Source organism: Flavobacterium anhuiense, from assembly GCF_001705175.1.
Lineage (GTDB): Bacteria > Bacteroidota > Bacteroidia > Flavobacteriales > Flavobacteriaceae > Flavobacterium > Flavobacterium anhuiense.
The window spans coordinates 2,291,514-2,304,973 of sequence record NZ_CP016907.1 but is presented as its reverse complement, the minus strand read 5'-3'; the positions used below and the strand labels follow the sequence as shown (position 1 = coordinate 2,304,973).

General features: G+C 33.8%; 17 protein-coding genes. 4 read left to right on the top strand and 13 right to left on the bottom strand.

Annotated elements, in window-relative coordinates; translation table 11 throughout:
* Positions 1-241 precede the first annotated feature (241 nt).
* The 7 genes from BB050_RS09890 to BB050_RS09860 all read right to left on the bottom strand — a co-directional run bounded on the left by BB050_RS09890 (position 242) and on the right by BB050_RS09860 (position 6,153).
* Complete coding sequence (locus BB050_RS09890; protein WP_008465034.1) at positions 242-511, bottom strand: hypothetical protein; 270 nt, start codon at positions 509-511, stop codon at positions 242-244.
* An 11-nt stretch (positions 512-522) separates the two neighbouring features.
* Positions 523-828 (bottom strand): helix-turn-helix domain-containing protein, encoded by a 306-nt coding sequence (locus BB050_RS09885; protein WP_008465037.1) that lies wholly within the window; start codon positions 826-828, stop codon positions 523-525.
* Positions 812-1,156 (bottom strand): type II toxin-antitoxin system RelE/ParE family toxin, encoded by a 345-nt coding sequence (locus BB050_RS09880; RefSeq protein WP_066033457.1) that lies wholly within the window; start codon positions 1,154-1,156, stop codon positions 812-814. The genes BB050_RS09885 and BB050_RS09880 overlap by 17 nt, the downstream gene beginning before the upstream one ends.
* Before the next feature lie 65 nt (positions 1,157-1,221).
* On the bottom strand, positions 1,222-1,482 hold the full coding sequence (locus tag BB050_RS09875) for a histidine kinase (protein WP_066033456.1): 261 nt from the start codon (positions 1,480-1,482) through the stop codon (positions 1,222-1,224).
* Between the two features lie 129 nt (positions 1,483-1,611).
* Complete coding sequence (locus BB050_RS09870; protein ID WP_066033455.1) at positions 1,612-4,005, bottom strand: ribonucleoside-diphosphate reductase subunit alpha; 2,394 nt, start codon at positions 4,003-4,005, stop codon at positions 1,612-1,614.
* 263 nt (positions 4,006-4,268) lie between these two features.
* A complete protein-coding gene (locus BB050_RS09865) occupies positions 4,269-5,246 on the bottom strand; it encodes a ribonucleotide-diphosphate reductase subunit beta (RefSeq protein ID WP_066033454.1) in 978 nt (325 codons plus the stop codon).
* Positions 5,247-5,583: 337 nt separating this feature from the next.
* Entirely contained in the window at positions 5,584-6,153 is a 570-nt protein-coding gene (locus tag BB050_RS09860) for a DUF3109 family protein (protein WP_066033453.1), read from the bottom strand.
* 356 nt (positions 6,154-6,509) lie between these two features.
* Here BB050_RS09860 and BB050_RS09855 point away from each other — a divergent pair, with 356 nt between their 5' ends.
* The 3 genes from BB050_RS09855 (at position 6,510) to BB050_RS09845 (ending at position 8,006) form a co-directional block, all read left to right on the top strand.
* Positions 6,510-7,088, top strand: coding sequence for a MarC family protein (locus BB050_RS09855; protein ID WP_008465051.1), 579 nt, complete (start codon positions 6,510-6,512; stop codon positions 7,086-7,088).
* Between the two features lie 107 nt (positions 7,089-7,195).
* Complete coding sequence (locus tag BB050_RS09850) at positions 7,196-7,399, top strand: hypothetical protein (RefSeq protein WP_008465053.1); 204 nt, start codon at positions 7,196-7,198, stop codon at positions 7,397-7,399.
* A gap of 1 nt (position 7,400) precedes the next feature.
* Entirely contained in the window at positions 7,401-8,006 is a 606-nt protein-coding gene (locus BB050_RS09845; RefSeq protein ID WP_066035131.1) for an FAD-dependent oxidoreductase, read from the top strand.
* A gap of 176 nt (positions 8,007-8,182) precedes the next feature.
* On the opposite strand, the gene BB050_RS09840 is transcribed toward BB050_RS09845, so the two are convergent.
* The 5 genes from BB050_RS09840 to BB050_RS09820 form a co-directional block, all read right to left on the bottom strand.
* Positions 8,183-8,500, bottom strand: coding sequence for a hypothetical protein (locus BB050_RS09840; protein ID WP_066033452.1), 318 nt, complete (start codon positions 8,498-8,500; stop codon positions 8,183-8,185).
* Between the two features lie 91 nt (positions 8,501-8,591).
* Entirely contained in the window at positions 8,592-8,957 is a 366-nt protein-coding gene (locus BB050_RS09835) for a nuclear transport factor 2 family protein (RefSeq protein WP_066033451.1), read from the bottom strand.
* 16 nt (positions 8,958-8,973) lie between these two features.
* Positions 8,974-10,551, bottom strand: coding sequence for a S41 family peptidase (locus BB050_RS09830; protein WP_066033450.1), 1,578 nt, complete (start codon positions 10,549-10,551; stop codon positions 8,974-8,976).
* A complete protein-coding gene (locus tag BB050_RS09825) occupies positions 10,551-10,982 on the bottom strand; it encodes a deoxycytidylate deaminase (protein ID WP_066033449.1) in 432 nt (143 codons plus the stop codon). Before BB050_RS09825 ends, BB050_RS09830 begins: the two co-directional genes overlap by 1 nt.
* Positions 10,983-10,987: 5 nt before the next feature.
* The gene (locus tag BB050_RS09820; protein ID WP_008465063.1) at positions 10,988-11,581 is read right to left on the bottom strand and encodes a HupE/UreJ family protein; all 594 of its coding nucleotides are present in this window, start codon (positions 11,579-11,581) and stop codon (positions 10,988-10,990) included.
* Positions 11,582-11,749: 168 nt separating this feature from the next.
* Between BB050_RS09820 and BB050_RS09815 the strand changes: the two genes are divergently transcribed.
* Positions 11,750-12,181 (top strand): TerB family tellurite resistance protein, encoded by a 432-nt coding sequence (locus tag BB050_RS09815; RefSeq protein ID WP_008465064.1) that lies wholly within the window; start codon positions 11,750-11,752, stop codon positions 12,179-12,181.
* A gap of 165 nt (positions 12,182-12,346) precedes the next feature.
* On the opposite strand, the gene fbp is transcribed toward BB050_RS09815, so the two are convergent.
* A complete protein-coding gene (gene fbp, locus BB050_RS09810) occupies positions 12,347-13,351 on the bottom strand; it encodes a class 1 fructose-bisphosphatase (RefSeq protein ID WP_066033448.1) in 1,005 nt (334 codons plus the stop codon).
* Between the last annotated feature and the right edge of the window lie 109 nt (positions 13,352-13,460).

Below are 13,460 nucleotides of genomic sequence, written 5' to 3'. Positions count from 1 at the left end.
TAAAGGTTTAATTTTTAAAAGATGCTAAGTCACTAAGATTCTGAGGCGCTAAGTTTTGAAAGTCTTTGGTATTAATTTAGAACGGGGATTTTTTGGGGATATTGTTTTAACAATATTCAATAATCATAATCAAATATAGCCCGTGGTTTCAACCACGGGAAGCAGATTGGGGAAATATATTGTGTTCCGGTGGTTGAAAGCATGGGCAATATTCAACAAAAAATAGCTAAACCTTCCGTTATTAATATAAAAATTCATCTATGAATTCTTTATCTTCATTAACGTAAAGAAAATAATTAGCAATCTTTTTTTCATCTTTACATAGTTCTAATCTGATTTCAACATACGGAGTAGGAATAAAATCGTGATCTAACAAAATTGAAATAGATTTTGAAACAATCCTATCGAATTGAATCGTTTCATATTCATCTGCACTTATATTGTAAAAATATTCTGCAGCAAGATTATAAAACTCTTTTTCATTATCAAATATTCCTTCTGATAAATCCATTTATTTTAGATTTAGAATTTAATTGACAGCTCTAAATGCCCACCCAAACCAAGTTCTACAATTTTTTGAAGTGTCGAAAATTTAACTTCTTTTACATTATTCTCAATCTTAGAAATATATGATTTTGTTGTCCCTGCTTTTACCGCAAGTTCTTCCTGAGTCATTCCTTTTTGAAGTCTCGCTTCTTGAAGCAAAACTCCAATTTTAAAATTTTCATAACCCGCTTCTAGCTCGTCACGTTTTGGTGTTCCAATTTTTCCATAATGTTGTTCTACAAAATCTTCTAAGCTAACCAAATTTTTATTTTTCGTTTTCATATTCTTTCTTAATTTTCAATGCTTTTTTAATTTCTTTCTTTGGTGTTTTTTGAGTTTTCTTTTGGAACCCATTAGCCAGAACAACTAATCTTCCTTCATCAAAAAAACAAAAGACCCTAAATATATTACTTCCTAGCTGGATTCGAATTTCAAAAAGTCCATCTGTATTTTCAATATGTTTTAAGTATGCTGATGGAATATTTTCAACATACTCAATTACTCTTATCGTCCAGATTATTTTTGCCTTAACTTTTTCTTCTTGTTTATCAAAAAACTTTTTAAAATAGTCTTTAAAGAAAAAAACAGACCTAATCTTTTCATTATTCATAAATTACAAATATATTAAAGTTGTACCAAAGTACAACTTGTTAATCCAAAAAAACATTTAAACAATTAAGCCTCCTCTCCATTTGCTATATTTCGCAACACATCTGTAATAGTTACTGAACTTCTCCCTTCATAGCCTAGTGCAATTGCTATCGCTTCTAAAGCACTTGGATGTTTATCTGATGAACTAACTACTAATCCATTTTCTAAAATTTGATTTCTTTGTATTTGAATCGCTAATGATAAAGTTTCAAAATCTGATAGTTTTGAATATTCCTCTTTTAATTTTATTGCAATTCGATTATAATCTTCAATTTCGATTTTCATTTTTTTTGTATTATTTTTACTATTAAAAAAACAAATGTAAAATAAAAAAAGCAGTTATCGTTAAATAACTGCTTTCTATAACTAAGAAAATCTTTCTTCTTTATTCTATGTTCTTTCTTCTAAGAAAAATTAAGACCCACACATTTCACAATCCTCAGGATCTGCAGCTTGTGCTTTTAAAAGCATTGCTTTGTAATCCTCAACACTGATTGATTCAGTTTCCTGGACTAATGACGGAGCTGTTTCTTGTTTTTTATCGTTGTTTAATGTGAATTTAATCGCATCTACAGCCGCTTTTGTTCTTAGGTAATACATTCCTGTTTTTAAACCAGACTGCCAAGCGTAGAAGTGCATTGACGTTAATTTAGAATAGTTTGCATCTTGCATGAACAGGTTCAAAGATTGAGACTGGTCAATAAAATATCCTCTTTGACGAGACATATCGATAATATCTTTCATCGACATTTCCCAAACTGTTTTGTAAAGATCTTTTAAGTCTTGAGGAATGATATTGATATTTTGAACAGATCCATTATGACGCATAATTTCTTGTTTCAAATCTTCATTCCATAAACCTAATTTCACTAAGTCTTCTAGTAAATGTTTGTTTACTACGATGAACTCTCCAGACAATACACGACGAGTATAGATATTTGAAGTATATGGTTCAAAAGCTTCGTTGTTTCCTAAGATTTGAGAAGTAGAAGCGGTTGGCATTGGTGCCACTAATAAAGAGTTACGAACTCCGTGTTCCATAACTTCTTTTCTTAATGAAGCCCAGTCCCAACGACCAGATAATTCTTCATCTTTTAATCCCCACATGTTGTATTGGAATTCTCCTTTAGACATTGGCGATCCTTCGAAAGTTGAATAAGACCCTTCTTCTTTTGCCATTTCCATAGAAGCAGTTACAGCAGCGAAGTATAAGGTTTCGAAAATCTCTTGGTTTAGCTTTTTAGCCTCATCACTTGTAAACGGCATACGCAACATAATGAAAGCATCTGCTAAACCTTGAACTCCTAATCCAACTGGACGGTGGCGCATGTTTGAGTTTTCAGCTTCTTGTACTGGATAGTAGTTTCTGTCGATTACTTTGTTCAAGTTGCGAGTAACACGTTTTGTAACATTGTAAAGTGATTCGTGGTTGAATTCTCCGTTTTCAACGAACATCGGCAATGAGATTGAAGCTAAGTTACAAACTGCAATTTCATCTTTAGATGTAAACTCCATAATCTCTGTACACAAGTTAGAAGAACGAATTGTTCCTAAATTCTTGTGGTTCGATTTGCGGTTCGCTGCATCTTTGTACAACATATATGGCGTTCCAGTCTCGATTTGAGATTCTAGGATTTTCTCCCATAATTCACGAGCACGGATTGTTTTTCTTCCTTTTCCTTGCGCTTCATATCCTGTATACAATGCTTCGAATTCGTCTCCGTAAACATCATATAAACCTGGACATTCATTTGGACACATTAAAGTCCATGGTCCATCTTCTTGAACACGTTTCATGAATAAATCTGAAGTCCACATTGCGAAGAATAAATCTCTTGCACGCATCTCTTCTTTTCCGTGGTTTTTCTTTAAATCCAAGAAATCGAAAATATCAGCATGCCAAGTTTCGATGTAAATCGCGAAACTTCCTTTACGTTTTCCACCTCCTTGATCTACATAACGTGCTGTGTCGTTGAAAACTCTCAACATCGGAACAATTCCGTTTGATGTTCCGTTTGTACCGCGAATGTAAGATCCAGTCGCACGAACGTTGTGAATAGAAAGTCCGATTCCTCCCGCTGACTGCGAAATTTTAGCTGTTTGTTTCAATGTATCATAAATACCGTCGATACTATCTTCCTGCATTGCCAAAAGGAAACAAGATGACATTTGCGGTTTTGGAGTTCCCGCGTTGAACAACGTTGGCGTTGCGTGCGTAAAGAACTTTTTAGACATTAAATCGTAAGTTTCGATAACCGATTTTAAATCATCTAAGTGAATCCCAACAGAAACACGCATTAACATGTGCTGTGGACGCTCGACGATTTTTCCGTTTATCTTAAGAAGATAAGAACGCTCTAAAGTTTTGAAACCAAAATAGTCGTAATTAAAATCTCTTGTATAAATGATATGAGAATCTAAAAAGGCAGCGTTTTCTTGGATCACTTTGTAAACATCATCAGCAATTAATGGCGCATCTTGACCATTTCTTGGATTTACGTAGTGATACATATCTTTCATCGTTTCTGAGAAAGATTTTTTAGTATTTGAATGCAGGTTAGAAATTGCTACACGAGCTGCTAATTGAGCATAATCAGGATGCGCAATTGTCATAGAAGCCGCCGTTTCTGCTGCAAGATTATCCAATTCAGAAGTCGAAACTCCATCATACAATCCTTCGATAACTCTCATGGCTACCTTAACTGGATCTACGAGCTCGTTTAAGCCGTAACACAATTTTTTGATTCTTTCTGTAATCTTATCAAACATTACGGGCTCTCTATGGCCATCTCTTTTTACTACATACATAAGCTTACCTTTTATGGTTATTGAAAAAATTAAAGTAACTAGAAAACGAATTCCAGTACTTAAACATTGCGTGTTTTTAAATTAATTTTAGAGAATTACCAAATTCTCAATAGTTACTCGTTTCAAATCCGAAAAACGAATTTAAATGCGTCAAAAATTGCTATTGAACCTGCGACTTGGGGAAAGAGGTTCAACCTTTAAAAATAATCTGTAATCTTTTTTTAGTGTCTCTAGAAGATAGACGCTAAAATATTTTTTGTTGTCTAAAAATCTGCATCGAATGAAATTTTTTGAGCATCGCTGTCGTTGTTCATCACACCTGATTTTTGATACTCCGCAACACGTTTTTCAAAGAAATTAGTTTTTCCTTGAAGAGAAATCATGTCCATGAAATCGAATGGATTCGCTGATCCGTAGACACGCTCACAACCTAACTCTACTAAAAGTCTATCGGCAACGAACTCTAAGTACTGTGTCATTAAAGTAGCGTTCATACCGATTAAACTTACCGGAAGAGATTCAGTAATAAATTGTCTTTCGATATCTAAAGCATCGACAATAATTTCTTTGATTCTTTCTTTTGGCACTTTGTTTACCAAATGGTGATTGTGCAAGTGAACAGCAAAATCACAGTGTACGCCTTCGTCACGAGAAATCAATTCATTTGAGAAAGTTAAACCTGGCATTAAACCACGTTTTTTTAACCAATAAATTGAACAGAAGGCTCCTGAGAAAAAGATTCCTTCAACTGCAGCAAAAGCAATAAGCCTTTCAGCAAACGAATCAGACTCGATCCATTTTAAAGCCCATTCTCCTTTTTTAGCAATAGCCGGGAAAACTTCTAAAGCATTAAACAATTCCGTTTTCTCTGCTTCATCTTTAACGTAAGTATCAATTAATAAAGAATACGTTTCGCTGTGAATGTTTTCCATCATAATCTGGAAACCATAGAAAAACTTCGCTTCTGCATATTGAACTTCGTTTACAAAGTTCTCAGCCAAGTTTTCATTTACGATTCCGTCAGAAGCTGCAAAGAATGCTAAAATATGTTTAATGAAATATCTTTCATCGTCATTCAGTTTGTTATTCCAATCTGTCAAATCTTGGTGCAAATCGATTTCTTCAGCAGTCCAGAAACTAGCTTCCATTTTTTTATACCATTCCCAAATATCATGATGTTTGATAGGAAAAATAACGAAACGATTTTTATTTTCTTGTAAGATTGGTTCTACTTGAGACATGACAATTTTTGTTTAATTTTTATACCGAATTTTTTGCTAATTCAATAGACTACAAAGATTATCAATTAACGCCAAAAATGAAAGTCAAACTTATTCACAATTTGCTGTAGTTTTTAACAACGTTAATTTTTTGAAACATTTTTCATACAATAATTAATTTGCTGTAAATGAAACATTTAAAACCAATAATTATACCTGAAAGCCCCGTAAAATATAGACTTTTAAATATAAAAAGCAAGAAATTTTAAATAGTTTAAAAAGTTTTTTTTGAATTAAAACTTTGTTTTTTTGAGTCAAAAAATGAAGAGAAAAAAAGGTATAAATTACACTTTAATTTTTAAGAATTTTTAAGCTCTTCGGCTACCTTTTCTAGTTCCAAATACCAGTCTTCTCCAAAACGGCGAATCAATGCCTCTTTTACAAATTTGTAAACTGGAACTTCTAATTCTTTTCCTAACGAACAAGCATCATCGCAGATATCCCATTTATCATAGTTGACAGCTGCAAATTCTGTGAAGTCTTTTACTCGAATTGGGTATAAATGACAAGAAACTGGTTTTTTCCAATCCACTACACCTTGATTGTAAGCTTGCTCGATTCCGCAAAGTGCCGTTTTTCCGTCAAAAATCACATAAGCGCAATCTTTATTATCAATCAGTGGCGTTTCTAGATCACCATCAGTTCCTTTTACCCAAGTCCCTTGCGCTTCGATTGCTTCGATTCCTTCTTTTCGTAAAAAAGGTTTCACTTTTGGAAAAATTTCTTCTAAGATTTTAGTTTCAGCCTCATTCAAAGGCGCGCCCGCATCTCCATCCACACAACAAGCCCCTTTACAAGCAGACAAGTTGCACACAAATTCTTTTTCCAGAATATCCTCTGAAATAATAGTTTTACCTAACTGAAACATGATATTTATTACTCTAATTTATAAAGTGCAAAGATAGTCAAAGAAAGGAGATAAAATAGGATGAAAATTTAACCGCAAAGTTCGCAAGGATTTGCGCAAAGTTTCGCAAAGTTTATACGCACACATTTCCAATACCCATTTTAATTTGCGAACCTTGCGAATTTAATTTTGCGTGCTTTACGGTTAAACCTATTATAAGTTTTACTAAATGCAAAAGAAAACAATAATTGTTACAAATATCACTTTTTTAACCATTAAAACATGTTTTTATAACAAAAGTGCATTGTATTGAAAAAACACCTAACTTTATTAACTACTTTTGCAGCAGTTTTTTAAACCCTAAAAATCAAAGCGATATGTTAGAAATCGATTTTAAAGAAATCATTACCGTTAGTATGGTGCTTTTTGCCGTAATTGATATTGTTGGCTCGATTCCGATTATTGTGAATTTAAGAGCAAAAGTTGGACACATTGAGTCTGAAAAAGCTTCTATCGTTGCAGGCGCTATCATGATTGTTTTTCTTTTCGTTGGAGAAGGTTTACTGAATTTAATTGGTATCGATGTTCACTCGTTTGCCGTTGCTGGTTCATTTGTTTTGTTTTTTTTGGCTTTAGAAATGATTTTAGGAATCAGAATCTATCGTGATGAAGAACCAGGATCTGCTTCTATTGTACCGCTGGCTTTCCCTCTAATCGCTGGAGCAGGAACAATGACAACCTTGTTATCACTTCGATCTCAGTTTCATACTATTAATATTATCATAGCGATTGTCTTAAATATTATCTTGGTTTACATAGTTTTAAAGTCTTCTAAAAAAATCGAGAATCTACTGGGAGAAAACGGACTTGGAGTGGTTCGCAAGACATTTGGAGTAATACTTTTAGCAATTGCTGTTAAATTATTCGCTGCTAATGTTAAAGGTTTGTTTGTCTAAATTTTATTTTTATAAATTTACCCCATAAAATTTCTAAAATACAACTTTAAGGCAATTTCCCCATAAAGTTATACTTTATTATTTTAGACAAAAACAAAGACAACCTTATGAAAATTTTCACTTCAATCTTAGTGCTTTTGGCATTAGCTTTAATCGTTTTTAATATTACGCTATTAGACTTTAAAAACCCTTTTCAAGGAGATAGTATGGTAGCTTTTATTGGAATCGCCGCTTCATTTTGCGCTGTTTTGATTCTTTTGATTTTTAGAATTTCAAAAAGAATTGAAGAAAAAATGAATGACAACAGATAATATGTTTGATGTTTTAATTATTGGCGGAGGAGTATCTGGCATGTCTTGTGCTCTAGTCTTAGGATCCGCAAAAAACAAAACTTTTGTTACTGACAAAAAAATCGGAATTTTTACTCATCAGAAAAATTCTTCTTTACAAGAGGCAATATTTTATAACGCTTACGGAATTACATCAGGAAAATTAGGTTCTGAGCTTTTAACTGAAAGCACACAGCATTTAGCAACAACTTACCCGCACATTACTCAGATTTCAAATGAAAAAGTAATGAAAATTGAAGGAAGTTATCCAGAATTTACCGTAGTAACCAACAAGAATTCATACCAAACAAAAAATATCGTGGTCGGAATTGGTTCTGCCAATACTTTCGCCATTAAAGGTTTGATGCAATTTGTTGAACCTCACAAAAAAGCGCTTCCAGAAAAACAGCGTATTCAGCTTAAAAACGAAGATCACAAAGTAGCAGACGGCATTTATGTTATCGGAACTTTAGCGGGTTGGAGAAGTCAATTGGCAATTGCAGCCGGAAGTGGCGCTGCTGTAGCGACAGACATTCTTACTTTATGGAACAACGGCACGCAAACTCACGCTCACGATAGTATCCGATAAGATCTCTTTTGAACCATTAAGCCCATAAAGAGAATTAAGTTTTTTGCCTTAATATATTTTAGGGCGAAAGCTACATTAAGAATCAGGCAAAAAAAACCATTAAAAGATTAAAAATAAGCTGTAAAGCTTAATAAACTTAATCTCTTAATGGTTTATTTTTTTATTTATGTTTCTGATTATTTAACCGAAACGATTTCTGTCACTTTAATATGGTTTTCATCTTCAGATTTCCATTTTTCTCCTTTTACAGACACTACATCTCCAATTTTTAATTGTTTGTAATTCTGAGGCCCGCCAACGTTTACAATACTGATTGTTGCAAAGTAAACTTCTTTTGCGTCTGTTGTAATTTTGGCCGTGTAACCATCTTTACCTGCTTCTATACCGTCTACTTTTCCTGAAACTACAGCATTAGCATCATTTTTCATAGTTGTGCAAGAGATTACAAAAGTCATTAGGAGTACTAGAAAACTTAGTCTTTTTAAATTTTTCATATATTATTAGTTTAACCGCGAAGTTCGCGAGGATTTACGAAAGGTTCCCAAAGTTTTATTTTAAGTTACTATTATTTTATTGCATCAAACTTTACGCCAACTGAACACAGCTCCCTGCAATAACTTTTAGATTCTTACCCGATTTTTTCCAAACCCTTAAATATTTGAAAACTCCGCTGATTGCATTTCCGTCATAAGCGCCTTTTAAGGCAACTGTAACTGTAACCACTGCAGAATCATCAATTACGCTGACAATTTGATCTGATGCTTCCAAAGAATTAATTTTTAACTTTCCTGAACGATATGATTCCAAATCAAACTCTTTCGTTATGGTTTGTCCGTCGGGCATATTAAACAATAAATCATCATGAAGAATTGTTTCCAAAGCCATAACATCCGATTTTTTAATTGCAGTCAGGAGTTCTATTTCTGCATCAACAACGGTTTCTATTTTCATGATATAAAGATTGAGGTTATTTCTTTGGAGCTAGAATTGTCTTTATCATGGCATCATCTTTCAAGATTACATCATAATAATACAATTCTCCAAACAGCTGTCGTGCGAATTCAGCTGTAATATGACGGTTTACGAGCGCTTTCGTTTTATCCAATTTCAAATCCAATCCCGTCATTAAAATATAGTTTTTAAATCTTTTGAAATAAAAATCTGAGTTCTTCATTTTTGCCAAAAACTCATTAAAATTATCTCCAGCAAAAGCATTTCTATTTTTATCTAATTCTTCAAAGACAAAATGCCCTACAATTCCAGTCTGTAGCAAATATGCAACATTTTCATTTCCATGCTCTGCTTCCATTGGAACAAAAACATCTGGAACAATTCCGCCACCGCCGTACACTATTTTTCCTTTCGGAGTTTTGAATTTTAAAGAATCGGCCACTTTTATACTGTCTTTTGCATACAATTCTCCAGTAGCAATTCTTGCTTCAGATTCTTTAAAATATTCTTCGTTTCCTTTTTTATACGGTTTTTGAATCGATCTTCCCGTTGGCGTATAATAACGCGCCACAGTCAATCTTACTGCAGATCCGTCGTTAAAGTCCATTTCTCTCTGAACCAAACCTTTACCGAAAGAACGACGTCCAACAATAGTTCCGCGATCATTATCTTGAATGGCTCCTGCTAAGATTTCACTAGCCGAGGCACTATTTTCATTAATTAAAACATAAACTTTCCCTGTTTCAAAACTTCCTGCTTTTGTTGCATACGTTTTCTCAGTAGAACCGTTTTTGCTTTTCGTGAAAACGATTAATTGTCTGTCTTTTAAAAACTCATCGGCAATAGCAATAGCTTCTTCCATATAACCGCCTCCATTATCGCGGAGGTCAATTACAAGCGACTGAATTCCTTTTTGTTTTAATCTCGTTAAACCTGTTTTGAATTCGTTGAAAGTAGTTTCTGCGAAACGGTTAATTTTGATATAGCCAATATTATTACCAATTAACATAGAAGCATCAACGCTTTTAATTGGAATAACATCTCGTTTAACTTTAAACTTCAGTTTCTTCTGTTCAGATTTTCTAAAAACAGTCAATTCGATTTCTGAACCTTGAAGTCCTTTTAATTTAGAAAACAAACTATCTGAAGGCAATTTTCTACCATACAATTTGGTTTTTCCTGCAAACAAAATACGGTCTCCAGATTTTATTCCCGCTTTTGCCGAAGGTCCGTTTTCGACTGGTTTTATAATCGCAACCGAATCTTTATACATATAAAAATTAATTCCGATTCCCACAAAATCACCTTTCATGCTTTCAGCAACCTCAGCCTGTTCGCTTGGCGGAATATAAACTGAATGCGGATCCAATTTAGAAAGAATATTATCGACAGTAAGATTTACAATCGAATCGGTATTGACGCTATCAACATATTCGGTATTGATAAAATCAATAAGTTTATTTAGCTTGGTTTTAGAGTAATTTTTAGCCAAAAGCTGGTCACTTGCAGGAGCGTTCATCACGCTTCCGGCAATTGTTCCAAGAGCAAAAGTCGCTCCTATTACGATTGGCAAATATTTCGAATTAAATTTCATTATTCTTCCAAAACAGGAATATGTTCTACTTCTACCCCTGCTTTTATTAAAAATTGGATTCCAGAATCATCTCGATATCCATCTTTATACACTACTCTTTTTATTCCTGACTGATGTATCAATTTACTGCATTCTTTGCAAGGCGAAAGCGTAATATATAATGTTGCTCCTTCGCAAGATTGCGTTGATCTTGCTACTTTCAGGATTGCATTTGCTTCGGCATGCAGAACATCCCAACGTGTCAATCCGTTTTCATCTTCGCAGCAATTATCAAATCCTGACGGTGTCCCATTGTAACCATCAGAGATGATCATTCTATCTTTTACAATAATAGCGCCAACTTGTTTACGTTTACAGTAAGAAAGCAAGCTCCACTCTTTTGCAATTCGCAGATATGCTTTATCGTATTTATTCAGTTTTTTTACTTCCATTTAATTTATCTGTTCCAAATTGGGCTTTCAATAATCATCGGAATTACAACTCCGATAATAAAAGCCGACATTACAAGTGCCCAGTCGCGTTTTGAAAAACGGAAAACGGTCTGCACTATATATGAAATTACCAGAACAACAAAAACTACTATTAGCTGAGCAGCTTCTATTCCTAAGGCAAACTCTCCTAAAGGTAACAATTTTGAGGTGGCAGAACCTCCTAAAATTGTTTTGAAATAATTAGAAAAACCTAGTCCGTGAATAATTCCAAAGAATAAAGTTATGAAAAATACTAGATTTACGCCATCATTTTTTGAGGTCTTTCCGGCCGTAAACAAATGATAAAGAGCTGTTATCAAGATTGTAATCGGAATCAGGAATTCTACAACATTCACTTTTATGGCAATTATGCCGTAAACAGAAAGAATTAAAGCCAAGGTATGGCCAATTGTAAAAAGCGAAACCAATAAAAAAATTCTTTTCCAGTCTTTAAAAAGATACGGAACAGTTAAGGCGATTAAAAAAAGAACGTGATCGTAAGCATTAATGTCTAAAACGTGTTTTAATCCTATTTGAAAATAAATCCAAAATTGTGACATAGGTATAATGTAATTAAATAATTAGGGGTTGTAAACTTACGATTAATTTTCAAAATTAAAGATTCGGGCTACTAAATCCTGCAATAAAAATAAGTTAAATTTTAGCAGAAATTTAAAATCAATAATTTAAAAATAGGATTATATTTGTTATAATAAAACTTTATCATTATGTCATTTTCAGAATTATTTGATAGCGAATTCAAGCAAAGAAACAAAGGACACTTTTCTGCTATTGTTCGTGTAGCTTTAGCTGATGGGGTGGTTTATCCAGAAGAAAAAGCCTTTTTAGATAAACTTGCTTCTCGCTTAGAAATTACAGAATCGGAATATGAAGAAATTCTTAGCGATCCTTTAAAATATCCGATCAATCCACCTTATTCATATGTTCAACGCTTGGAGCGTTTATATGACCTAACTCGCATGGTGCATGTTGACCATCAGCTTGAAGACAAACAAGAAGTACTTCTAAAAAAGATAAGTGTTGCCCTTGGATTTACACCAAGCAACGTAGATTATATTATTGCAAAAGCATTGTCATTGGTTGACAAAAAAGTAGATGCAGATACTTTTATCTACGAAATGCAGCATATGCATAAATAGTATTCAGTTTTCGGTCTCAGTTTACAGTTTATTTTGATGCCGAAAAAAGAAATTAAAACTCGCATTAAATTATAAACCCGACAAGTTTTTGAAAAACTGTCGGGTTTAATATTTAAAATCCAGACTGAAAACTGCGACTGTGACTGAACACTAAAAACTAACCACTCACTCAGCCGCCATAAATTCCTCGGCTTTTTCTACCATCTTATAGCTTCCGCAAAAGAAAGGTACTCTTTGGTGCAATTCGGTTGGCTGGATTTCCATAATTCTTCCAAAACCATCTGTTGCTTTTCCTCCTGCTTGCTCTGCCAAAAATGCCATCGGATTACATTCGTACAGCAAACGCAACTTCCCTTTTGGCGCTTTCGAACTTGTAGGGTAAATATAAATTCCGCCTTTAATCATATTTCGATGAAAATCGGCTACCAAACTTCCGATATATCTTGAAGTGTACGGTCTGTCTTCTTCTTCGCGCTGGCAGTATTTAATGTAATTTTTTACTCCTTGCGGAAAATGAACATAGTTTCCTTCGTTTACCGAATAAATATTTCCGTTTTCTGGAAATTTCATGTTTGGATGCGAAAGATAAAATGTACCTATCGCTGGATTTAACGTAAAACCATTTACGCCATGTCCTGTCGTATACACAAGCATGGTTGAAGTTCCATAAATTACATAGCCTGCTGCAACTTGATTGATTCCCGGCTGTAAAAAATCCTCGCTAGTTACCGGAGTTCCTATTGGAGTAACTCTTCTGAAAACAGAAAAAATAGTTCCCACAGAAACATTTACATCAATGTTTGAAGATCCGTCTAGCGGATCCATTAAGATCACGTACTTATTATTATGACAGTTGTCGCTCCCCTGAACTGTAATAAAATCGTCGTTTTCTTCTGAAGCAATACCACAGACAATCTCACGGTTTATTAACGTCTGGATAAATACTTCGTTTGCATAGACATCTAATTTTTGCTGGTCTTCACCTTGAATATTCTGTTCGCCTGCCGCGCCCACAATATCTACTAAACCCGCTTGGTTTACTTTATGATTGACCACTTTTGCTGCCAATCGAATAGAGTTGATAATTCGCGAGAGTTCTCCCGACGAATACTGAAATGCTTTTTGGTTCTCAATAATAAACTCTCCCAGTGTTTTATTGCGTTCTTCCATTTCTAAATCGTTATAGTTTTATTTTTAAGTCACAAATATCGCTTATTTTGTGAGAATGATTTAAAAATTATTTTGTTTGTTTGCTACTATTGTATATTTGCTAACAATC

Excerpts from the sequence above, each read along its gene's own strand:
- BB050_RS09835 (WP_066033451.1), bottom strand. The coding sequence starts at position 8,957 with ATGAAAATAGAAACCGTTGTTGATGCAGAAATAGAACTCCTGACTGCA.
- BB050_RS09840 (WP_066033452.1), bottom strand. The coding sequence starts at position 8,500 with ATGAAAAATTTAAAAAGACTAAGTTTTCTAGTACTCCTAATGACTTTT.
- fbp (WP_066033448.1), bottom strand. The coding sequence starts at position 13,351 with ATGGAAGAACGCAATAAAACACTGGGAGAGTTTATTATTGAGAACCAA.
- BB050_RS09820 (WP_008465063.1), bottom strand. The coding sequence starts at position 11,581 with ATGTCACAATTTTGGATTTATTTTCAAATAGGATTAAAACACGTTTTA.
- BB050_RS09880 (WP_066033457.1), bottom strand. The coding sequence starts at position 1,156 with ATGAATAATGAAAAGATTAGGTCTGTTTTTTTCTTTAAAGACTATTTT.
- BB050_RS09855 (WP_008465051.1), top strand. The coding sequence starts at position 6,510 with ATGTTAGAAATCGATTTTAAAGAAATCATTACCGTTAGTATGGTGCTT.
- BB050_RS09860 (WP_066033453.1), bottom strand. The coding sequence starts at position 6,153 with ATGTTTCAGTTAGGTAAAACTATTATTTCAGAGGATATTCTGGAAAAA.
- BB050_RS09875 (WP_066033456.1), bottom strand. The coding sequence starts at position 1,482 with ATGAAAATCGAAATTGAAGATTATAATCGAATTGCAATAAAATTAAAA.
- BB050_RS09825 (WP_066033449.1), bottom strand. The coding sequence starts at position 10,982 with ATGGAAGTAAAAAAACTGAATAAATACGATAAAGCATATCTGCGAATT.
- BB050_RS09830 (WP_066033450.1), bottom strand. The coding sequence starts at position 10,551 with ATGAAATTTAATTCGAAATATTTGCCAATCGTAATAGGAGCGACTTTT.
- BB050_RS09815 (WP_008465064.1), top strand. The coding sequence starts at position 11,750 with ATGTCATTTTCAGAATTATTTGATAGCGAATTCAAGCAAAGAAACAAA.
- BB050_RS09845 (WP_066035131.1), top strand. The coding sequence starts at position 7,401 with ATGTTTGATGTTTTAATTATTGGCGGAGGAGTATCTGGCATGTCTTGT.
- BB050_RS09890 (WP_008465034.1), bottom strand. The coding sequence starts at position 511 with ATGGATTTATCAGAAGGAATATTTGATAATGAAAAAGAGTTTTATAAT.
- BB050_RS09865 (WP_066033454.1), bottom strand. The coding sequence starts at position 5,246 with ATGTCTCAAGTAGAACCAATCTTACAAGAAAATAAAAATCGTTTCGTT.
- BB050_RS09870 (WP_066033455.1), bottom strand. The coding sequence starts at position 4,005 with ATGTATGTAGTAAAAAGAGATGGCCATAGAGAGCCCGTAATGTTTGAT.
- BB050_RS09885 (WP_008465037.1), bottom strand. The coding sequence starts at position 828 with ATGAAAACGAAAAATAAAAATTTGGTTAGCTTAGAAGATTTTGTAGAA.
- BB050_RS09850 (WP_008465053.1), top strand. The coding sequence starts at position 7,196 with ATGAAAATTTTCACTTCAATCTTAGTGCTTTTGGCATTAGCTTTAATC.